Below are 19,098 nucleotides of genomic sequence, written 5' to 3'. Positions count from 1 at the left end.
GGCAGGCACAAGTCGCATTGGTCGCAGTTAGGGTTGGTCCGGCGCTGCGGCCCTCATGGTTGAGCACGAGGTTTGGAGAATTAAAATGCTGCCATACTTGCCTCACTATCCCCTTAGGTCCTGTTGACAAAGTGGATTCCCGGATCAGTGGAACCGTGATTCAAGACTGGCTTTTAGGAGGCGGTTTTGGCTCGCGGCGACCTCACGGATATGGAATGGCGGATCATCGGGGGGCTGTTGCCCACCGAACGCGGTAGGAAGTCCCGGCCCTCGCACGACAATCGACGATACCTGAACGGGATGCTGCATGTTCTTCGGGTGGGATGCCCCTGGCGCGACATGCATGAGCGCTACGGCAAGTGGAATTCGGTCTATGTGCGCTTCCGCCGTTGGGCAGAACAAGGCGTTTGGGACGCTTTGCTTGAAACCTTCGTCGAATTGGGGCTGACGGATGACTGGCAGCACATGATCGACAGCACCACGGTTCGCGGCCACTCTCAGGCTGCGGGCGCTAAAGGGGGACTTATCAGGAGGCTTTTGGTCGATCACGCGGCGGCTTTACGACAAAAATCCACGCCCGCGCAGACGGTCAAGGACGCCCTCTTGGCTTCATTCTGACGGGTGGCGAGGCTTCGGACTACAACGCCGTTCGGGACCTGCTGGCGATACCTGTCGGCAAGCCGAGGCTGTTCCTTGCCGACAAAGGCTACGACGGTGATTTCCTGCGCGAGGAACTTCTGATCCACGGCATCAGGCCGGTCATTCCGCCAAAGGCCAACCGAAAGAACCCGCCTGCCTGCGACTTCCGGGCTTACAAGGACCGGAACCGTATCGAGCGGATGTTCAACCGCCTCAAGCAGTTCCGTCGCGTTGCGACCCGATACGAAAAAACCCGAAAATCCTTCTCAGCATTCCTCGCCCTGGCTGCCGCAAAAATATGGCTGCCACACTTTGTCAACAGGACCTAGGCGTCCTCGCGACTTCGATACGCGGATTCCACAAAGGAAGTCTACGCGCTTATCCAAGAGATGAGTTCGAAACATCGACTCGGCATGGCGTCGCAATGGTCGAGGAAAGCCGCGTTCCCGCTGCCGGCGATGTCCCTGTTCAGCAATCAATAACTGTCTCGCGCAAAACAAACCCACCGGTGGCGCCGGAGCCATTGTTGAGTAATCTCTGTGGCTTAGTTTCTGGCCAACTTGCACCGGTAGGACATTATGAACGCGGTAACTTCATTTCTGCACAAGACCGAAGCTGATCCATCCAGCATGCCGAGCTATGAGAAAATTCTTGAGCTCTTGCCGCGCCCTGTCATTTTCGTAGGCTCGGACGGAATCGTCCTCTACGCCAACCCATCCACCGAAGTTTTGTTGGGCACGGTGATTGGAAGAGACGTGCACGAGCTATTTCCGGGCTTCATGTCCGGCCTTATCAGCATGCCCGGGGCTCTTTCCTCAGTGCTTGTTTCATGGAACGAGGTAGCCTTCGAGGCGGCTTTTGCCGCGTTGGGCAATGGACGGTTCCTTATCGATTTGCGGCCTTCCCTCCAGGCCTCAATCACTAGCATGCCAAGCGACATGGACGATCTGACAGGCCTCGCCAAACGCAACGCTTTGCTGTCGCACCTTTCATGCGCCTTGAGCGTTAAAGCGCCTTCTTCTTTTGTCGCCATCCATTGTCTCGATCTGGATCGCTTCAAGATGGTGAACGATATGCTTGGACATGCGGTAGGCGACCTTCTCTTGCAAAAGGTTGCTAACCGTCTGACGTCCGCCTGTCGCAAGGGTGATATTGTTGCTCGCCTCGGCGGCGACGAGTTCGTCGTTTTACAGAATGATGTCAACGATGAAGCAGCAGCCGAGACGTTAGCCTCTCGCATTGTCGACCTCGTCGGCCGCACATATGTCATCAATGGTCACACCATCAACATAGGTGCCAGCGTCGGCGTAGCCCTCAGCTCTGCTGGAATACAAGCGCGCGACCTCCTTCGGAACGGGGACCTGGCATTGTATGAGGCCAAAAGGGCGGGGCGCGGTCGTTACCGCACATTCGAGAGCGGAATGGATGCTCTTCTCCTCAACCGTCGCGAAATGGAGATCGATCTGCGCCGAGCTCTCGCTTTGAAGCAGTTCAAGCTACACTATCAGCCATTTCTCGATGTCACCACAAACAAGGTGGACGGGTTCGAGGCTCTGCTGCGGTGGGAGCATCCCAAGAAGGGCAATATACCGCCCCTCTCCTTCATCCCTCTTGCGGAAGAAAACGGCCTGATCGTCAAGATCGGGGAGTGGGTAATCCGAGCAGCATGTATGGAAGCGTTGTCCTGGCCCGAAGACATGGTCGTTGCGGTCAATGTCTCGCCCCTTCAATTCAAGTCCGACACCCTGCTCGAAACGGTTGCAGCCGCCCTTGAGCGCTCTGGACTGCCAGCCCACCGGCTAGAGATTGAGATAACCGAAGGGGCGCTGCTCGACGATACAGAAAAAGTTGTCCAGACGCTCAATGCCCTGCGCAATCTTGGTGTCAAGATTTCGATGGATGATTTTGGCACCGGCTACTCGTCACTGAGCTATCTGCAGAAGTTCCCCTTTAACAAAATCAAGATCGATCGGTCGTTCGTTGCTGGTCACAGTACGGATAGTGAAGCGATCCTGCGATCGATCGCGAGCCTGGGCAGAAGTCTGGGAATGGCGATCACGGCTGAAGGCGTTGAGACGGCAGAACAACTAGCTCGGATCCGCGGTGAGCGCTGCACGCATGTGCAGGGCTACCTCACAGGTCGGCCAATGAGCACGCATCAGATTCCTGATTTCCTGAGGCAGAATGATCTCCAGACAGAGAAGCTTTAACGATGGCTAGCAGCATCTACAGTCTGGTTTACTACAGCCGCAACTATATCGCCTCTGACGAAACAACGTTTGCCGCCAATGTCGATCAGATTCTAGCAAAGAGTCGGCTGAACAACCAACGTGACGAAATTACCGGCGCGCTCTTGTTCAATGCGGGTTGCTTCGCCCAGGTGCTTGAAGGTCCGCTCGACACAGTCGAAGCTGCGTTCGAGCGGATCCAGCAAGACGAGCGTCACGGCGACGTGTCACTGCTCGCTTTGAACCCGATCGAACACCGATCCTTCCCGAACTGGGCAATGGGCTTCATCGGGACGTCCAAAATACATGCAGAGCGTTTTGCCGATATCGGCTCCTCCAGTGGTTTCGACCCCTCGCGGCTGACCGGCGATGAAATCAATTCGTTGCTGAGAGAGCTGGCGATTGAGGAGGAGGCTGCCTGAGCTGTGCATGCTTATGGGGAGCTCTTGAGGGATAAAAACGCGGTTCAGCTCCATCGTCTCGGTCGATACTCCACCCTTCATCAGCCCGATGCGCTTTGGTACGCGCAGCGACTGCTTCGTCGATCAGTAATTTTCCTCTGCTCTTGAATGGATGCGCATCTTCGTCCCTTTCTTTGAAAAGGGTTTGGATTCAACTACTTGGATGGTCGATCCCATGAGCTGCTTTTTGAAATCAGCAGTGTAGCTCGATCAGGATGAAAGCTCAAAGCTCGGGGGAGCCGGAGGTTTTCTGTTAAGCTACGAGGTCACAAGTCCTATTTAGCAAGATGAGCAACTTGAGCGCTCAATGCGCCATGACTGCAAACTGGGACTGATCGCATCCGTTCGGCCGCTGAGCATGACGACCGAATGACGAAATTGTCGAGGCTTGCCTGATTGAGGATCTCCAGCGCAAACAGTTGCCGCTCTTCAAGACCATGTACCCTCAGTCCTTTACGCTTCGACATCGCAAGAGAATTTAGACGGAAAAGCCGAGTTTAGCAGAGTCTAGGCTGCGTTGGATGAAGGTATGCCAGCGTACATAAAATCCGTCGAATACGCGGGGTGTTATAGACGCACCAACCGTTTGAAATAGCTCAGGGCTTGGCGGCCGTGGGCTGCGGCTCGCGCCCGCCGTTGAAAGCCATGAACGTCTCGGACCATCCCGCCTCCCGAAATCGACTTCTCTCCCTGTTGCCAGCAACCGAGTTCGAGGACCTTTCCAGAATTTGGGAGTTCGTCCCTCTCGCTCGCGGAGAGATCATCGCGAACGCAAATGCTCCGATAGACCACATCTACTTCCTTTGCAGTGGTATTGGCTCAGTCGTGACCGCAGCAAAGGACGGTCAGCGTGCGGAGGCCGGTATGGTGGGACGCGAAGGTTTCTGTCCGACATCGGCAGGTGTAGGCGGATCCATTAGCATCCACGAGGTGCTGATACAGATGCCCGGAGACGCATACAGGATTCCGCTGGATGCGATGAAGAGCACTCTTGGTGACAAACCTGCATTCTCCAATCTGCTCGCACGCTTTATCCAGACCTTTGCGACGCAAATCTCCTACACGGCGCTTTGCAACGCCAACTATCAGGTAGACCAGCGCCTCGCCCGCTGGCTGCTCATGTGCCATGACCGCGTTACCGGTAACGAAATCGGACTGACTCACGACTTCGTTTCATCCATGCTGGCCGTCCGCCGGCCGAGCATAACCAATGCATTCCACATACTCGAGGGCATGAAACTCGTATTCGCAGAGCGCGGCAGGATCACTATTCGCGATCGAAAGGGTCTGGAGGATTTCGCTGGCAGCGCATATGGGGAGGCCGAGGAAGAATATCGCACCTTGATCGGCTCTTTCTGATCTCACTTTTTCAGGTGATTTTGGACGACGTCGTGAAAGGAAACGCTGAACCTCAGATTGCCGTAATCATCCGATATGTCCATATGCTCGTCTGGAACATTTTGCCCGCTCTTGATCAATGCGGCCGCCATCTCACGCACCGCGTTGATCGCGCTCAACCGTGCGGCGTCAATGTCTTGAAACTCCTCACCCTCGACATCCGAGACAGTTTCTACATCCCGACGCAGGTTAAAAAAATATCGGCTCATCGCGTTCGCATCAGTCCAAAGCTCTCGCCAATCTTGGCACGGTGGGACACTGTCACTGAAAAAGGTCCTTCATAAGACGCCGGTATTCGGATTCCGGTTTTCCGTATGCGTCCTGAGCAAACTCTTCAAGCGCTACCCTGTTCCTGATCGTAATCAAACCACGTTCGGCCTTGATAAAGCCATGGCCCTCTAAGATGTGCAGCGACGTGGTCACACTCGGCCGTCGCACGGCCAGCATTGTTGCAATAAAATCGTGCGTCAGTTCGATTTCATTGCCGGTAACGCGGTCATGACACATGAGCAGCCATCGCGCGAGCCGATGGTTGACGTCATGGACTGCGTTGGAAACTGCTGTGTGAGACAGTTGGACCGAGAAAGCCTCAATGCAACGGATCACCAGCTTGGAAAAATTCTTCGTGTCCATGGCGGCGCGGAAGCTGCGGTACTCCATTCGGTAAGCATCGCCAGCGACTTGCATCCAGACATCATGGGAGCTAGTTTCGACTTCAGCGATCGCGGTTGTCGGAATGTAGCCATCGAACCCGAAGATTCCCGCCTCGGCTCGTCGGCCGTCAGGCATTGTCGTAACGAGCGATCCTATCCCCGACGTAAGAAAGTATACTTGCTCGATAGGTTCACCGATCCGAGCGAGTGTCGTTCCTCTGGGGAGCTCGATATACTCGAGTTCCTTAGCAATACGCTCAAAATCCTGCTGAGGAAGCAGAGCTAATAGCTTGTTTCGAGTGGTTGGTTGGTGAGAAGAGATTATGAACTCGCCTCCGGCTTTTTGGGGCAAGAGCACATGGAAACCCTTAGTCGTCCGTGCCCTTTTGCCAGTCTGCAGACGATGCCAAGACGATACACCTGACTGCTAGCTGCAACAACCCATAACGGCCTTCCTGGGAGCTGGATCACGCCGACTGTCAAGCTTGATAGCGCCTGAGAGGGACGTGGCCCCTGGTAACAAATGCGCGCGCACCGACATACTGCCTCCACATGGCGCGCGATCTACTCGTGAGAAATTGGCTTCGCCGCGGCGCATGATGGACATCGTATGTTATTTGAGTAGTGTAGAGCGATCGTCACCCGAGAGCATGTAGGCGGTGGCGCCTAAGGGTTACTATGTTCTCTTGCCTGCTGACCAGTAGGAGCGGCCATGCCTCACTCCGCAAGCATTACCGCGACCCGAGCTGATCTGCGCGCCCTGATTGACCCTTGGGCAGCGCGGTACTCACCGGACCGTGAATTTCGCCGGCGACTGGTCGAGCGTACGATCCTGGTGCTGACGGATGACCCTTCGTTACTCGATGGACCATCCGTCGATCGCGCCATCTTCCGTGTTGTTCACCATCTGGCGATAAGCGAGCTTAATCTCGCTGCTCCGCGAGCTCGTCGACCGTATTTGTCTCCGAAAGGGATGCAGGCAACCAATGTGTTTCCGAAGTCTTCGAGCCGGAAGGAGCATTCGAGGATGCCTCACCAAACCGCTGCAATCGGGCTTCGCTTTCCTGCCGAGCCTGTTCTGCCCCTGCTCTTCAATCTCCGACCGGACCCGATCGCCGACTTCACGGAGAAGGTTCACTTCCGCAGACGTCCAGGCGCGTGGCGTGGAGTTTTGAACTCCTAAAAATGAGGTGCCAACTCTATCATCCACAACAAGATCGACGAAAGCTGCGATCTGGCGCCCCAACAGGCTTGCACGAGCTATTGATGACAGGCTTTCCTCTTCTGCAACATCTGACGCTTTGACGATAGCGCCTGAGCGATAAGCCGACAGAAAGACCGGGCCGAGCGACGCGAGTGAATGCTTGCCGACGATGGACGGGACATGATTGGTTCGGTCAAGCAGGACCTCAAGCATGTCATCTCGAACCCGACCATAAATGACACGGCTGACGTCGAGATAGGCGGCGAGACGTTGGGCTGCACGATCCGCGATGTCCCGGATGGAATTAAGCGGCCGCAGTTCATCCGATAGGTCAGAAAGAAACGACTGGCGCTCGTCGTTTCGCTGCCGGTCGGTGTGGTCTTGTCCAATCTTATAGTAGCCGCGCAGTTTTCCGGATCGCTCGCGCAGGGCAATGGTCTGTCCATCCAGAAATACCGGCGTTCCATCCTTCCGACGATGCCACCGCACGTCCGCTACCGAGCCTTTTTCTCAGGCAGTCGACAACTCGCGCTCGGGAACACCCGCCGCACGATCGGCCTCGTTAAAAATCATATCTGCATTCTGACCGATAGCTTCGTGGGCGGACCACCCGAGGATTTCTTCCGATCCACCCAACCAATCGGTTACACGACCATCACGGTCACTGATGATCAGGACGTAGGCTCGTGCGTTGTCGACGAGAAGTCTCAACCTCTCGTCTGATACGCGGAGCTCAGCGACAGTTTTGAGGCGATCGATGACGGGACCAAGGACCATCGCGTAGGTCTTGAGAAACTCGATGTCCTGCTGGTCAAACTCACGCGCTTCGCGGGCGTCCACCTGCAAAATGCCGTAGGGAACGCGTCCAGGCAGCAAAATGGGTACGTTGATGAGCGCGACTACGCCATGGTCTTTGAGGAAGGACGGAAATGTGAAGCGATCTTCGCTGGCAATGTCGTTGCTGATCACGGGCGTGGTTTTTTCGATTGCGTAGGCCTCGGAGGATCGGCCTCCGAGCTCTATTCGCGCTTCGCCGACAATTCCGTCATTCCAGCCGAAGCCTGCTCGCACGAAACCTGTGCCGTCCTGGCGATCGATTTCAATGACCTTGGCGAGATCGGCGCCAAGTGCTGAGGCGACCAGCCGACATCCTTCGTTGAGGATCTCGTCGAGGTCGTCATGGTCGAGGACGAAGTCGCCGAAGCGGGACAGAACGCCTTGGCGATCTATGATCCTGGCTTGATCACTCATCCATCGCACTCCATGGACCAGAAAACGAACTGGTACAAATAGTTGTAGCTCTAAGATAGATAGCGCCGTTTGCGCGCAAGGATAGACCAAGTCCGTTTCGGTCAGCCTGGCACCGGCTCTGTTTCCTTGGATGCCGCGCGACCAGCGCGTCTGTTCAGCATCGAGATCAGCTCGGTACGCAAGCGTACCGTCCGCCGAAAAACACCAAGATTCTCGGAACGATCGACTGCTGCGGCTGTTTCGCAGTCTGACGGGAGGATGTCATGGCAACATGCAGCGAACACACAGGCTTCACCGAATACGAACTTCTCGAGCACCTTCCGGCTTTGCGAAACTTCGCCCGCCGGTTCCATTCCTCTCCATCGGACGTCGATGATCTCGTTCAAGAGACATCTCTCAAGGCTATTGCCAACGCGGACAAGTTCCAGCGTGGTACGCAATTGAGGTCCTGGCTTTTCACGATCATGCGCAACACATTTTGCACTAAGTTCGGATTGACCAAGCGCGAAGACGTGGGTCTTGCCGATGACACAGCCCTACAGGTCGCTGTGCCTCCGACACAGGAATGGAACCTTCGCGGGCACGAGCTGGAACAGGCAATATCCGAATTGTCGGACCATCATCGAACCGCGATAGAAATGATCTTCATCGATTGCATGAGTTACGAAGATGCTGCGCAGAAATGCGGTTGTGCACTTGGCACGATGAAGAGCCGCGTCAATCGTGCCAGGTTTCACCTCTGGACAACGATAAATGGCGAATAAACTCAATTCAGTGCGGCACCATTACCAGCACTAAACAGCGCCGACGCGATTTTTCCCAGTTCTGTAGGTTTTTCGCACAATGTGAACCCGGAGAACTTGGCCGGAATGACGGACGCGTCATAACCCGTCGCAAAGACGAAGGGAATATTCGCTTCGTCAAGCCTTTCAGCCACCGGAAACACGAATTCATCTCCCAGGTGCACATCCAGAATTGCCCCGTCGATTTCCGAGGTAGTTAGCAATTCCAGTGCATCTTGCACGTTTGCCGCTGGACCGATGACCGTTGAACCGAGCTGCTCAAGTTTTTGGCGGGTCTCGTCGGCGAGAAAATACTCGTCTTCTACGATCAGAATATGCTTGCCCGCAAACAGGCTTAGATAAATAGAACTGTCCAAGACAACCTCGCAATCCCATCAGTGTAGCGGGGATCTCTTTCCACCGCAAGAAACGCTGCTCCCCGTGTGACGCCCAGCGACCATCGGTGGCAATTGCGAACACTTGGGGTGTCTAAGAGTTCCGCGGCCTTGCTGTCGATGTACCATCAATAAGGGAATGTCACGCTCGTCGGTAAGCCGCGAAATAACCGATACCGGAGTGGGAACTTTGAGCTCATGCGCCAGTTGGTGATCGCCCATTTCAACATGGGCCAATTTCAATATGGGAAGGAGTGATCATGGCGGAGAAGACTCTGGAGGACCTGTTCCTCGAGACGCTCAAGGACATCTACTACGCCGAAAAGCAGATCTTGAAGGCCCTGCCGAGGATGGCACGGGCATCGCAGTCCGAGGAGGGCAAGGCTGCATTCCTCAAACACAAGGAGCAGACTGAGGGGCAGATCGAGCGCCTGCAACAGGTGTTCGAGCTGCTCGGCAAGCCCGCCCGAGGCAAGACCTGTGAGGCCATCCAGGGCATCATCGCGGAAGCTGAAGAAATCATAGAAGAGTTCAAGGGCTCGGTCGCGCTGGACGCTGGCCTAATTTCGTCGGCCCAGGCTGTAGAGCATTATGAGATTGCGCGCTACGGGACGCTCAAAAGCTGGGCCGGCCAGCTCGGTCTGAAGGAGGCAGTCCCTCTTCTTGATGCCAATCTTCAGGAAGAGGTTGAGACTGACGAGCTTCTCACGCAGCTGGGCGAAGCGTCTGCAAACCCGAAGAGCGCAGAGAATAGCGCCTGACCGATGCTGTCGGCAGGGAGCACTCGCCGACAGCAATCAGAAAAGCTTAGGGAGGAAAAGGTATGGATACGAACCGCGAAGAATGGATCTCAAAACGAGCCTACGAGCTCTGGGAGCAGTCGGGTCGTCCGAATGGACAGGACGCCGAGCAATGGGCAGAAGCCAGCGCCGAATGGGACGCGCAGCACGGGCAGGACAAAAATAGCAGTGCTCCTGCGGGCTGGGACGACGAAGATTCCTGACGTTCCAAGGTTGGCATCGCCTGCGGATTATATGACTCCCAGGCGCTCGGAGGCGACGAGGCATCGGTCAGCGGCATAAAGCGTGTAAAGATCGTCTCCCTGGCATACCGGCCCACGACCTCCTCGATTGCGGGGAGGTCGCCGCACATCCATTCGACATGCCACGGCGTTTGTTCGTAGGGCATTCGCTTCATATCCACGCATAGATGTCGCCAGATAGGCCGTGGCATATTGGTTGGATCCTGTTCTCTCGACGTACACCCCGCTTGGCACGAGCTGTCTTGGAATATTTCAAATGCCCAGACTTACGTGCCGGATATTGGCTTCGCCTGAGGGAACTATGCACTGCCTGCCCAGTTAGCTGGGACATAACTAGCGCTTCAGGAGGATATCATGAGTAAAGTCGAAAACGACGCTAAGGGGCAGTACGCACCCTCGCAGGCCGATCGAAAAGCAAACGGGGTTGCCAGTGCCAAACCGACCGTTATCACCGGCTCAGAGGATGCCACGGTTCACCGCGATCCACCGGGCAAGAAGCATGAAAAGGATTTCGACCTCAACTATGATCCTGCCGACAGCAACGAGGGCGAATTCCGTGGCTGATTGGGGCTGTCATCGAAAAGCAAGTCAGTTCGTATGATCGATCGCATGAGGAGATGATTGCTGGCCAATACCAGTATCACCTCGCGATAGGACCATCGTGTAAGTCACGAAGGCGACGACGGCCAAACCCAATAGGACGATGACGGCGGCAACAACGTTGCGGCCCTCATGTCCGCTCTTCATTTTTTTCCTCCAGGTGCCGGTTTTTCTCGACACCCTTTTCAGCTTCCTCCTTCAGCGCCTGGCGGTTTTTATCTGCAACCGCTGGATCAGAGCGTGCTGCGTCGCTCTCGGGGCTAGGTGTTTTCTTAAGCATAGGTTTCCTTTCCCGGTTTTGCGAATGGCGATCCCGGCAATCGGGATCACGTTGGGCATATCTACCCGCTCCGTGGTTCACTGAACCTCGCCAACAGGAGACGTGCTTGAGAGTTCCATGAGAGTGGACATTTTCCCGGGGGCAATCTGAGCCCGCCCCATGGAGACTGCGCTTCAGCGTCATATCTTCGCCCTATGATCCGTTGCCCCATTTATCCGGGACCGCTCCTTTGGCGGTCGGGATAAGTCTGTCCCCATCAGCTGAATGGATGGAACTAATAAAGCGGTGGCTGGTTGCCGCCTCATTGCCCCCTGTCTTTTCCTCACTGCAGAAAGAGCATTCCATGACCAACACCGTTGGCGATTTCATCGTTTCCCGCCTGTACGCCTGGGGCGTTCGCAGGATGTACGGTTACCCCGGAGACGGCATCAACGGCGTTTTTGGAGCGCTCCACCGGGCAGAGGAAAAAATCGAGTTCGTGCAGGCCCGGCACGAGGAGATGGCCGCATTCATGGCATCCGCTCACGCCAAATTTTCAGGTGAGCTCGGCGTCTGCATCGCAACGTCCGGTCCGGGTGCATCTCATCTCGTCACTGGTCTATATGACGCAAGGCTCGACCACCAACCTGTTCTGGCAATCGTTGGGCAGCAGGCCTTGAGCGCGCTGGGAGGCCATTACCAGCAGGAAGTCGATCTGGTGTCCTTGTTCAAGGATGTTGCAGGCGACTTCGTGCATCAAGCCTCTACGCCAGCTCAGGTCCGCCATCTCGTCGACCGGGCCGTGCGGATCGCGCTCGCCAATAGGACAGTCACCGCACTGGTGTTGCCGAACGACCTCCAGGAGATGCCATATGAAGAACCGCCACGCGTCCATGGGACTGTCCATTCGGGCGTCGGATACCGGCCTCCGAACGTCATACCACATCAGGACGATCTTCAGGCGGCTGCAGAGGTGCTCAACGCTGGCGAGCGGGTCGCTATTTTGGTCGGTGCTGGTGCGCTGAACGCGACAGACGAGGTGGTCGCCGTATCGGATCGCCTTGGTGCGGGCGCGGCAAAGGCGTTGCTCGGTAAGGCGGTACTGCCCGATTCCCTGCCTTGGGTCACCGGTTCAATCGGCTTGCTTGGGACAGAGCCGTCCTGGGATCTCATGCGCGATTGCGACACGCTTCTCATGATCGGATCGGGATTTCCCTACTCGGAATTCTTGCCGAAGGAAGGCCGGGCACGCGGCGTTCAGATCGATCTTCAACCGGGCATGCTGTCGCTCCGCTATCCAATGGAGGTCAATCTCGCCGGCGACGCGGCGTTGACCCTTCAGGCACTGCTTCCTCTTCTTCAGCAGAAGCAAAACAAATGGCGTAGCGATATCGAGAAAAACGTCGCCGACTGGTGGAAGCTTTTGGAGAAACGCGCCCATACCGAAGCCAACCCGGTTAATCCGCAGCTTGTAGCATGGGAGCTGTCCCCTCGTCTCCCAGACAACGTTATCCTGACAAGCGACAGCGGCTCCTGCGCCAATTGGTATGCCCGCGATATCAAGATGCGCCCAGGAATGATGGGCTCGCTGTCTGGAGGACTGGCATCGATGGGCGCGGCGGTGCCTTACGCGATCGCGGCAAAATTCACGCATCCCGATCGGCCGGTGATCGGCTTGGTCGGCGACGGTGCTATGCAGATGAACAATATGGCTGAGATGATCACCGTGGCGAAATACTGGAAGGATTGGAGCGACCATCGCTTCGTCATCTGTGTATTCAATAACGAAGACCTGAACCAGGTGACATGGGAACAACGGGTGATGGAGGGCGACCCAAAATTCGAAGCGTCCCAGCGCATCCCCGACGTGCCTTATCACCGCTTCGCCGAGCTGATCGGTCTCAAAGGGATTTTCGTCGACCGCCCGGAAAATCTCGGACATGCATGGAACGCGGCGCTGGCCTGCGACCGACCTGTTATTCTGGAGGTGGAGACAGACCCTGAAGTGCCGCCGCTGCCACCGCATTTCACCTTCAAGCAGATTAAGAACATGGCGTCAACGCTCGCCCAAGGCGACCCGAACCAAGGCGGCGTCATCCGGGGCACCGTTCGTCAGGTCCTGAGCTCCGTCCTACCGGGCCGGGACAAATAATCGAGAGGAACAAACATGGCTGCCAGGACGAAAAAGTGGTCGCAGGACGTGACCGATAGCAGCGACGCGATGGATCTGAAAAACGGCATTTTCAAAGAGAAGAGCCCTACGAAGATAGCGGCATCCCTGAAACACTCGGTCGAACAAAGCCATCGCCGCAAGGCGACCCCATTTCGGTCAGCGTGTCGATGCTTACCTTTTACGTCAACCGCGCTGGTGGGCAGCTCCCGAAATCTCAGAAGGCAGTGCTCGAAAAAGCTAAGGCAGCGCTGCGCAAAATCTTCGGCAAGGAGTAGTAGAAAGCATGGATATGGGCCTCGACCACCTTTTTTGGGACCGGATGCCGATCGATCCAACCTGGATTGATATCGTGGTCAGGTTGGCGGCAGCCCTGATCGCCGGTGCCGTGATTGGGCTAAACAGAGAGCGGGGCGGTCACACCGCGGGCTTCAGGACCTGCATACTCGTGTCGCTCGCGGCCTGCGTCAGCATGATCCAGGCGAACCACCTTCTGTCCACCAGCGTCGAGGCCAATGGCTCGATGGATATTCTTCGGTTCCCACTCGGGATCCTGACTGGTGTCGGATTCATCGGCGGTGGAGCCATTCTGCGGCGTGGCAATATCGCAACGGGGGTCACCACAGCCGCAACGCTCTGGCTTGCCACGGTGATCGGCTTGAGCTTTGGCGGGGGCCAGATCATCACCGGCATTGCTGCAACAATCCTCGCCTGGCTGGTACTTTCGCCGTTCAAGCGTCTCGATAGACAAGTGGCCCAGATCCACAAGGCGTCGATCAAGCTTGTCACTCCGACCCATGGATCAATGCCTGATCCCACTTTCGGATTAAAGGAATTTGGTGCCGAAGCGCTTTTCACCGGCGCAGCCCGCCTCGACGAGGCGAGCAAGGAAATGAGCTTCGAATTGCGCTGGTCTGCGAAGGGCGGTGATGAAACCGCAGCCGAAGTCTACAAGGCTCTGTCGCAAGACTTCGAGGTCAGCCTGTTCAAACTCCATACGACGACGCGCTGAGGGTCAAAAGAGGAAGAGTAGGTCATCCGCCTGAGGATGAACCTGGAAACGCATTGTCTTCAAGCAGGCGTGCAAGATGAACGGTGTTTCGCGCCAACATGTCGACCGTTCTCGTCACCACGTCGGGGACGTCTGGCAGGTCAACGAAATTGGTGCTGCCCATCGCTTCCCCCACCCAGTAAGCCACAGCATTGGGAGCAATCGTGAAGCCGACGTCATTCAAGGCCTGGTAAATCTCGGCCGAGGTATGATGCGCGCCGTCTTCATTGCCGACCACCGCAACCGCGGCAACGCGTCCGTAGGAGACCATTCGTCCTGCATCGTCGGTTTCTTCCAGGAACGCGTCCATGCGCTCCAAAGCTCGCTTTGCCACGCTGCTCGGCTGTCCAAGCCATATCGGTGTGCCGATGATGAGAATGTTGGCATCGAGTATCTTCTTACGAATAACCGGCCAATCATCCCCCTCACCTTCATCGGAGGTGACACCTGGCTTGATATCGTAATCCGCGAGACGAAGGATTTCCGTCTCGACACCATCCTTTTCCATGGCTGACCTGATCAGAGACAGCATGCGATCCGTCGAAGAGGGCTCGCCCCCTGTCGATTTAAGCGTTGCGTTCAGCGCGACTGCCTTAAGTGTCATGATGGTAATCCTCTCGATTTTCAAAGAATGGACGGCGCGATGCGATCGTCGGCGCCCTGACTGCTTTTGATGCTTGTGCACACAGCCGCGATTGCTTGATCCGCCAATTGATCAGCGGCTTGACTGAATGCGACGAGCTTAGATGTCTGGCTTTGCCGAACCAGGTTCGGCCATCTTGCGATGCTGCCTGGCCAGCGTTTCTGAAGGCATGATGTTGGTGGCTGCCGACATGACCTTGTTCTTCCAGCCGGATACGACATCGCCATCTCCGTTCATCATGGCATCAAAACCTGCCTTTGCGACCTCGGCCGGGTCATCCTTCTCGGCCTGACCGACGGATGTATCCAGCATATCGGCACGCGCGAAGAACTGGGTCTCGGTTGGTCCGGGCATCAGGCATGTGACTGTCACCCCCGTATCCTTCAGTTCTTCGCGAAGCGCGAAAGAGAACGAATTGATAAAGGCTTTGGTGCCATTATAGACCGCCTGGAACGTGCCAGGCATGAAGCCCGCGATCGAGCCCGTCAGCAGAATGCGACCGGCCCCGCGGCTGCGCATTTGCTGTCCGATCTGCTGGACGAGATACGTGGTCCCGACGATATTGGTGTCGATCACGCGGCGCGCTTCGACAAAATCCTGATCGAGGAACTCTTTGCCGAGTCCGCGTCCAGCATTCGCCATCAGTAGATCGACTGATCGGCCATCGGCCGCAATGTCCTCGATCAGCCGGTCCACGCCTTCGATCGTTGAGAGGTCGGCGTTTACGGCCTGAACCGAAACACCAAAGTCGTGAAAGTGAACGGCCATGTCTTCGATCTTTGCCTCATCGGCGGCTATGATCAGATCATAGCCCTTAGAAGCGGCGATCGTCGCCAGCTCCAGTCCGATCCCGCTTGATGCACCGGTCACGACGGCCAGCCCTTTTGCCGTTTGTGCATTATCCATCGCCGCTCTCCTTCAGGGCTTGAGGACGACTTTAACGCAGCCGTCCTTCTTTTCGAGGAACGTCTTGTAAAGCTCCGGCCCGTCTTCCAGGCTACCGGTATGGGTGATGATGAACGACGGATCGATCTCGCCATTGACGATGCGGTCCATCAGGATCGGCAGGTAGTGCTGAACGGGGGTCTGCGCCATCTTGAACGTCAAACCCCGATTGATCGCCGACCCCATCGGGATCTTGTCGAGGTAACCGCCATATACGCCGACGATCGAGACAGTCCCGAAATTGCGGCAGCAATGGATGGCCTGTCGAAGCACATGCGGCCGGTCGGTGCCCATGAAGGTCGCAACCTTGATGCGGTCGAGACGAGCGTCCCAGCTTGCGGAAGGATCGGACTCGGTGCCAACAGCATCGATGCAGGCATCTGCGCCACGCCCGCTCGTCAGTTCCATGATCCGGTCGTAGATGTCCTTGTCGAGGTAATCCAGCGTGATGGCTCCCGAAGCCTCTGCAAGTGCAAGCCGCTCAGGAACGCTGTCGATGGCGATGACCCGTTCGGCGCCAAGGATGAAGGCTGATTTGATCGCCATCTGCCCGACCGGCCCGCAGCCCCAGATTGCGATCGTATCGCCCGGCTGGATGTTGCAGAAGTCGGCGGCCATGTAGCCTGTCGGAAAGATGTCAGACAGGAACAGGACCTGCTCGTCGGTGAGACCATCGGGCACTTTTATGGGACCGGCATCCGCAAACGGAACGCGCAGATACTCCGCCTGGCCGCCGCTATAGCCGCCGAGCAGATGCGTATAGCCAAACAGGCCGGCAGGCGAATTGCCCCACATTTTGGTAACCTTCTCTGGTTTCGGGTTCGACCGCTCGCAGCCGGAGAAAAAGCCGCGCTTGCAAAAGAAGCACTCGCCGCAGGCAATCGTGAAGGGGACGACAACGCGGTCACCGACCTTGAGCTTCTTGTTGTCCTTGCCGACTTGCACCACTTCGCCCATGGTCTCGTGGCCCATGATGTCGCCGTGGTGCATTTCCGGCATGATACCGTTGTAGAGATGCAGGTCCGAGCCACAGATGGCACAGGCTGTGACCTTGATGATGACATCGCGGCCATCCTGAATGTCCGGATCGGGAACGCTGTCGCAGCGGATATCGTGCTTGCCGTACCAAGTGAGTGCTTTCATCGTCTGATTTCTCCTACTTCGTAGCCATTTTGCGTTTAAACGTGCCGATGATCTGGCCTCTGCCGAGAACATGGCCTTCCATCGCCCTCAGCACGCCATCACGGTTGGCGCCGGGATCGAGGCCGAGCGTTTTGACATCGAGTGCAAACACCTGAAAATGATAATGATGAGCCGGATCGCCGACGGGCGGCTTTGGCCCAGTGTAACCGACCGACCCCATGCTATTGGCGCCCTGCTTCATCTCCTTGGGCTCCTGAAGGATCGGCGCGCCCGGAATACCTTCCCGCAGTTTTGTCGTTTCAGCCGGAATGTCGTAGGCGAGCCAATGCGTAAACGGCTTCGGCTTTGCCGCATCGGGGTCGTCGGCAATCAGAACGAAGGATCTTGTACCCTCCGGCACGCGCGACCACTCGATCGCCGGAGACGCATTGTCGCCATCGGCGACGTACTGAACAGGAACCGGCCCATCCTTCTCGAAAGAAGCTTTGACCGCGATCGCCTGATCGCTCTTGGCGTTCACAAGGTCGATGGCGATCTTGGAGGCCGGCATATCGGCGACGACATTGGGAACGGGTGGTGGCTCACCGGCCTGTTTGGCGACGGCACCGGTATAGGTGACTTTGTAGACAACACCATTGCTGTCGTCGGCAACGAACAGCGATCCATCCTTGCCGACGGCGATACCGGTCAGGCGGCCGAGATAGCCGTACTTGCCGTTTTCCTGCTGCAGCAGAAACCCGTCGAGGAATTTCTCGAAACCGACCGGTTTACCCTTTTCGAAGTTGACGCGCACCACCTCGTAGCCACTCGGCGGACGACGGTTCCAGGAGCCGCGCATGGCGATGAAGGCATCGCCCCGGTAATCGGCCGGGAAGGCATTGCCGTCATAGAATGCCATTTGCATCGGTGAACTGTGCGCGGTGTAGCCGAGAACGGGCTCGGTCGACTGCTTTGCCCATTGATCGAGCGTGATGCCTTCGGGCGGATTGATATGCGGGTTGATGCCGCTCATGCCGTAAACATACGGCCAGCCATATTTCTTGCCCTGTTCGATCCGGTTCAGTTCCTCGACCTGCACCTCGTCACCCAGCCAGTCGATGCCGTGATCGATGCCGTATAGCCCACCGGTCGTCGGCTCCCAGTCGAAACCGATCGTATTGCGCAAGCCGCTGGCAAAGATCGTCCGCGTCATGCCGTCTTTGCTGGCGCGCACGATCGTCGCGTTTTCTTGATTGTCTTCCTGGCATTCGTTGCAGGTGCTGCCGACCGATATGTAGAGCATACCATCCGGGCCGACATTGATCGTCCGATTGGCGTGTTGGCCGGCATCCGGCAGATCGTCGATAATGCGGGTGAACGGACCGAATGTCCCGTCCTCCTTCACGTCAGCGGTATAGACATCGTGGATCGTGACGAGAAACACCTTGTTGCCGTCGAAGGCGATGCCATGCATGTTCGGCCGGCTTGCCACCGTGACCGCGCCGTCCGCTTTGCCGTCATTGTTATCGTCCTTCAGCATGATGACGTCGCCGACTGTTCTGCGGGTCGCGTAAACGATCCCCTTCGGCGAAACGGCAAGCATGCGCGGATTGCTCAGGTCGCGGGCAAAGACATCGACCTTGAAGCCTGCGGGCGCCTTGATGAGGCCGGTGAGTTTGGCATCGTCTGTCACCACCAATTTTTCCGGTTCGAGGATCGAGCCCTGGATCGTGACGTCGGAGGCCTCGCCGACCGTTCCCTTGATCTGGGCAGTTCCGCAGGAAGGCACGGTAAGAGCAATCGCTGTCGCGGAAAGCGCGAGAGTCCAAAAACGTCTGGCCATGAAGATCTCCTGAGACGAGAGCGTTAGCAAAAAGCCCGACCTCTCGATCGGGCGTTGGTCTGAGCTGGATCAAGAAGATGCGACATCGAAAAAGCCGGGCTCGGCGATCGCGCCCGCGATAAGGCTAGAAGGGGCGTGCAGCACAAGTGACGTCAGCCTGTGATGTCCGGGAAGCAGGTTCATGTGAGGTCCTCTTGTGGGCCCCTCGAACAAGACAACTATCTGAAAGTTCCACCGCGCCGTGGCTTCAATATGCATCGCAGCGTGTCCCGACGAGCGGCCTCGCAACCACACGAAAGAGATGCTTGATGGAACCGCAGGCGATCCGAGTGGTGTCGTCTCAAATGTCCTTAACGCTAAGGAACTCTGGAGCCACACGAATGTTCGAGGGGATCATAATGTTGAAAGGGAG

Annotated in this window: 20 protein-coding genes and 2 pseudogenes; 12 read left to right on the top strand and 10 right to left on the bottom strand. The window is 56.7% G+C overall.

Going from position 1 to position 19,098, the window contains the following annotated elements; translation table 11 throughout:
* Positions 1 to 186: 186 nt before the first annotated feature.
* The 4 genes and pseudogenes from JNB91_RS26785 (at position 187) to JNB91_RS26770 (ending at position 4,687) form a co-directional block, all read left to right on the top strand.
* Positions 187 to 968 (top strand): annotated as a pseudogene (locus JNB91_RS26785) (IS5 family transposase).
* A 249-nt stretch (positions 969 to 1,217) separates the two neighbouring features.
* Positions 1,218 to 2,849 carry a putative bifunctional diguanylate cyclase/phosphodiesterase gene (locus tag JNB91_RS26780; protein WP_220328526.1) on the top strand — a complete coding sequence of 544 codons (1,632 nt, stop codon included), beginning with the start codon at positions 1,218 to 1,220 and terminating at the stop codon, positions 2,847 to 2,849.
* A 2-nt stretch (positions 2,850 to 2,851) separates the two neighbouring features.
* A complete protein-coding gene (locus tag JNB91_RS26775) occupies positions 2,852 to 3,289 on the top strand; it encodes a BLUF domain-containing protein (protein WP_220328525.1) in 438 nt (145 codons plus the stop codon).
* A 684-nt stretch (positions 3,290 to 3,973) separates the two neighbouring features.
* On the top strand, positions 3,974 to 4,687 hold the full coding sequence (locus JNB91_RS26770) for a Crp/Fnr family transcriptional regulator (protein WP_220328524.1): 714 nt from the start codon (positions 3,974 to 3,976) through the stop codon (positions 4,685 to 4,687).
* A gap of 2 nt (positions 4,688 to 4,689) precedes the next feature.
* Here the strand turns inward: JNB91_RS26770 and JNB91_RS26765 are convergent, their stop codons facing one another.
* From JNB91_RS26765 to JNB91_RS26750, 4 genes are all read right to left on the bottom strand, one after another.
* On the bottom strand, positions 4,690 to 4,935 hold the full coding sequence (locus tag JNB91_RS26765; RefSeq protein ID WP_220328523.1) for a DUF6894 family protein: 246 nt from the start codon (positions 4,933 to 4,935) through the stop codon (positions 4,690 to 4,692).
* 52 nt (positions 4,936 to 4,987) lie between these two features.
* Positions 4,988 to 5,704, bottom strand: coding sequence for a Crp/Fnr family transcriptional regulator (locus tag JNB91_RS26760; protein WP_220328556.1), 717 nt, complete (start codon positions 5,702 to 5,704; stop codon positions 4,988 to 4,990).
* Between the two features lie 531 nt (positions 5,705 to 6,235).
* Positions 6,236 to 7,072, bottom strand: a complete 837-nt coding sequence (locus tag JNB91_RS26755) for a GAF domain-containing protein (RefSeq protein WP_220328522.1) — start codon at positions 7,070 to 7,072, stop codon at positions 6,236 to 6,238.
* 21 nt (positions 7,073 to 7,093) lie between these two features.
* Positions 7,094 to 7,924, bottom strand: coding sequence for a GAF domain-containing protein (locus tag JNB91_RS26750; protein ID WP_220328521.1), 831 nt, complete (start codon positions 7,922 to 7,924; stop codon positions 7,094 to 7,096).
* A gap of 173 nt (positions 7,925 to 8,097) precedes the next feature.
* On the opposite strand from JNB91_RS26750, the gene JNB91_RS26745 reads away from it, so the two are divergent.
* The gene (locus tag JNB91_RS26745; RefSeq protein ID WP_220328520.1) at positions 8,098 to 8,598 is read left to right on the top strand and encodes a sigma-70 family RNA polymerase sigma factor; all 501 of its coding nucleotides are present in this window, start codon (positions 8,098 to 8,100) and stop codon (positions 8,596 to 8,598) included.
* Between the two features lie 2 nt (positions 8,599 to 8,600).
* On the opposite strand, the gene JNB91_RS26740 is transcribed toward JNB91_RS26745, so the two are convergent.
* Entirely contained in the window at positions 8,601 to 8,993 is a 393-nt protein-coding gene (locus tag JNB91_RS26740) for a response regulator (RefSeq protein WP_220328519.1), read from the bottom strand.
* Between the two features lie 278 nt (positions 8,994 to 9,271).
* Between JNB91_RS26740 and JNB91_RS26735 the strand changes: the two genes are divergently transcribed.
* The 3 genes from JNB91_RS26735 (at position 9,272) to JNB91_RS26725 (ending at position 10,617) form a co-directional block, all read left to right on the top strand.
* Positions 9,272 to 9,772, top strand: a complete 501-nt coding sequence (locus tag JNB91_RS26735) for a YciE/YciF ferroxidase family protein (RefSeq protein ID WP_220328518.1) — start codon at positions 9,272 to 9,274, stop codon at positions 9,770 to 9,772.
* Between the two features lie 62 nt (positions 9,773 to 9,834).
* A complete protein-coding gene (locus JNB91_RS26730; RefSeq protein ID WP_220328517.1) occupies positions 9,835 to 10,014 on the top strand; it encodes a DUF2934 domain-containing protein in 180 nt (59 codons plus the stop codon).
* Between the two features lie 393 nt (positions 10,015 to 10,407).
* A complete protein-coding gene (locus tag JNB91_RS26725; RefSeq protein WP_220328516.1) occupies positions 10,408 to 10,617 on the top strand; it encodes a hypothetical protein in 210 nt (69 codons plus the stop codon).
* Positions 10,618 to 10,783: 166 nt separating this feature from the next.
* Here JNB91_RS26725 and JNB91_RS26720 read toward each other — a convergent pair whose 3' ends face one another.
* Positions 10,784 to 10,933: a hypothetical protein gene (locus tag JNB91_RS26720; protein WP_220328515.1), complete on the bottom strand. Its 150-nt coding sequence runs from the start codon at positions 10,931 to 10,933 to the stop codon at positions 10,784 to 10,786.
* 343 nt (positions 10,934 to 11,276) lie between these two features.
* On the opposite strand from JNB91_RS26720, the gene JNB91_RS26715 reads away from it, so the two are divergent.
* From JNB91_RS26715 to JNB91_RS26705, 4 genes and pseudogenes are all read left to right on the top strand, one after another.
* On the top strand, positions 11,277 to 13,064 hold the full coding sequence (locus JNB91_RS26715; RefSeq protein WP_220328514.1) for a thiamine pyrophosphate-requiring protein: 1,788 nt from the start codon (positions 11,277 to 11,279) through the stop codon (positions 13,062 to 13,064).
* A gap of 15 nt (positions 13,065 to 13,079) precedes the next feature.
* Positions 13,080 to 13,265 (top strand): annotated as a pseudogene (locus JNB91_RS26710) (DUF3175 domain-containing protein); the annotation flags it as partial.
* Positions 13,253 to 13,360 carry a DUF3175 domain-containing protein gene (locus tag JNB91_RS31785; protein WP_430736369.1) on the top strand — a complete coding sequence of 36 codons (108 nt, stop codon included), beginning with the start codon at positions 13,253 to 13,255 and terminating at the stop codon, positions 13,358 to 13,360. The pseudogene JNB91_RS26710 and the gene JNB91_RS31785, both read left to right, overlap by 13 nt.
* 8 nt (positions 13,361 to 13,368) lie before the next feature.
* Positions 13,369 to 14,094: an MgtC/SapB family protein gene (locus JNB91_RS26705; protein WP_223218404.1), complete on the top strand. Its 726-nt coding sequence runs from the start codon at positions 13,369 to 13,371 to the stop codon at positions 14,092 to 14,094.
* 22 nt (positions 14,095 to 14,116) lie between these two features.
* Here JNB91_RS26705 and JNB91_RS26700 read toward each other — a convergent pair whose 3' ends face one another.
* The 4 genes from JNB91_RS26700 to JNB91_RS26685 all read right to left on the bottom strand — a co-directional run bounded on the left by JNB91_RS26700 (position 14,117) and on the right by JNB91_RS26685 (position 18,686).
* Positions 14,117 to 14,737 (bottom strand): flavodoxin family protein, encoded by a 621-nt coding sequence (locus tag JNB91_RS26700; RefSeq protein WP_220328513.1) that lies wholly within the window; start codon positions 14,735 to 14,737, stop codon positions 14,117 to 14,119.
* A gap of 138 nt (positions 14,738 to 14,875) precedes the next feature.
* On the bottom strand, positions 14,876 to 15,682 hold the full coding sequence (locus JNB91_RS26695) for an SDR family NAD(P)-dependent oxidoreductase (RefSeq protein WP_220328512.1): 807 nt from the start codon (positions 15,680 to 15,682) through the stop codon (positions 14,876 to 14,878).
* 12 nt (positions 15,683 to 15,694) lie between these two features.
* Entirely contained in the window at positions 15,695 to 16,864 is a 1,170-nt protein-coding gene (locus JNB91_RS26690) for a zinc-dependent alcohol dehydrogenase (protein WP_220328511.1), read from the bottom strand.
* Between the two features lie 13 nt (positions 16,865 to 16,877).
* The gene (locus tag JNB91_RS26685; RefSeq protein ID WP_220328510.1) at positions 16,878 to 18,686 is read right to left on the bottom strand and encodes a YbhB/YbcL family Raf kinase inhibitor-like protein; all 1,809 of its coding nucleotides are present in this window, start codon (positions 18,684 to 18,686) and stop codon (positions 16,878 to 16,880) included.
* Between the last annotated feature and the right edge of the window lie 412 nt (positions 18,687 to 19,098).

The organism is Aliirhizobium wenxiniae (assembly GCF_019511445.1).
GTDB classification, from domain to species: domain Bacteria; phylum Pseudomonadota; class Alphaproteobacteria; order Rhizobiales; family Rhizobiaceae; genus Neorhizobium; species Neorhizobium wenxiniae_A.
This window is presented reverse-complemented; position numbering and strand designations above follow the sequence as displayed.

Bases quoted from the DNA above. Each gene is read 5' to 3' on its own strand.
- JNB91_RS26770 (WP_220328524.1), top strand. From the start codon at position 3,974: ATGAACGTCTCGGACCATCCCGCCTCCCGAAATCGACTTCTCTCCCTG.
- JNB91_RS26705 (WP_223218404.1), top strand. From the start codon at position 13,369: ATGGATATGGGCCTCGACCACCTTTTTTGGGACCGGATGCCGATCGAT.
- JNB91_RS26715 (WP_220328514.1), top strand. From the start codon at position 11,277: ATGACCAACACCGTTGGCGATTTCATCGTTTCCCGCCTGTACGCCTGG.
- JNB91_RS26775 (WP_220328525.1), top strand. From the start codon at position 2,852: ATGGCTAGCAGCATCTACAGTCTGGTTTACTACAGCCGCAACTATATC.
- JNB91_RS26685 (WP_220328510.1), bottom strand. From the start codon at position 18,686: ATGGCCAGACGTTTTTGGACTCTCGCGCTTTCCGCGACAGCGATTGCT.
- JNB91_RS26780 (WP_220328526.1), top strand. From the start codon at position 1,218: ATGAACGCGGTAACTTCATTTCTGCACAAGACCGAAGCTGATCCATCC.
- JNB91_RS26690 (WP_220328511.1), bottom strand. From the start codon at position 16,864: ATGAAAGCACTCACTTGGTACGGCAAGCACGATATCCGCTGCGACAGC.
- JNB91_RS31785 (WP_430736369.1), top strand. From the start codon at position 13,253: ATGCTTACCTTTTACGTCAACCGCGCTGGTGGGCAGCTCCCGAAATCT.
- JNB91_RS26725 (WP_220328516.1), top strand. From the start codon at position 10,408: ATGAGTAAAGTCGAAAACGACGCTAAGGGGCAGTACGCACCCTCGCAG.
- JNB91_RS26765 (WP_220328523.1), bottom strand. From the start codon at position 4,935: ATGAGCCGATATTTTTTTAACCTGCGTCGGGATGTAGAAACTGTCTCG.
- JNB91_RS26745 (WP_220328520.1), top strand. From the start codon at position 8,098: ATGGCAACATGCAGCGAACACACAGGCTTCACCGAATACGAACTTCTC.
- JNB91_RS26700 (WP_220328513.1), bottom strand. From the start codon at position 14,737: ATGACACTTAAGGCAGTCGCGCTGAACGCAACGCTTAAATCGACAGGG.
- JNB91_RS26720 (WP_220328515.1), bottom strand. From the start codon at position 10,933: ATGCTTAAGAAAACACCTAGCCCCGAGAGCGACGCAGCACGCTCTGAT.
- JNB91_RS26735 (WP_220328518.1), top strand. From the start codon at position 9,272: ATGGCGGAGAAGACTCTGGAGGACCTGTTCCTCGAGACGCTCAAGGAC.
- JNB91_RS26730 (WP_220328517.1), top strand. From the start codon at position 9,835: ATGGATACGAACCGCGAAGAATGGATCTCAAAACGAGCCTACGAGCTC.
- JNB91_RS26695 (WP_220328512.1), bottom strand. From the start codon at position 15,682: ATGGATAATGCACAAACGGCAAAAGGGCTGGCCGTCGTGACCGGTGCA.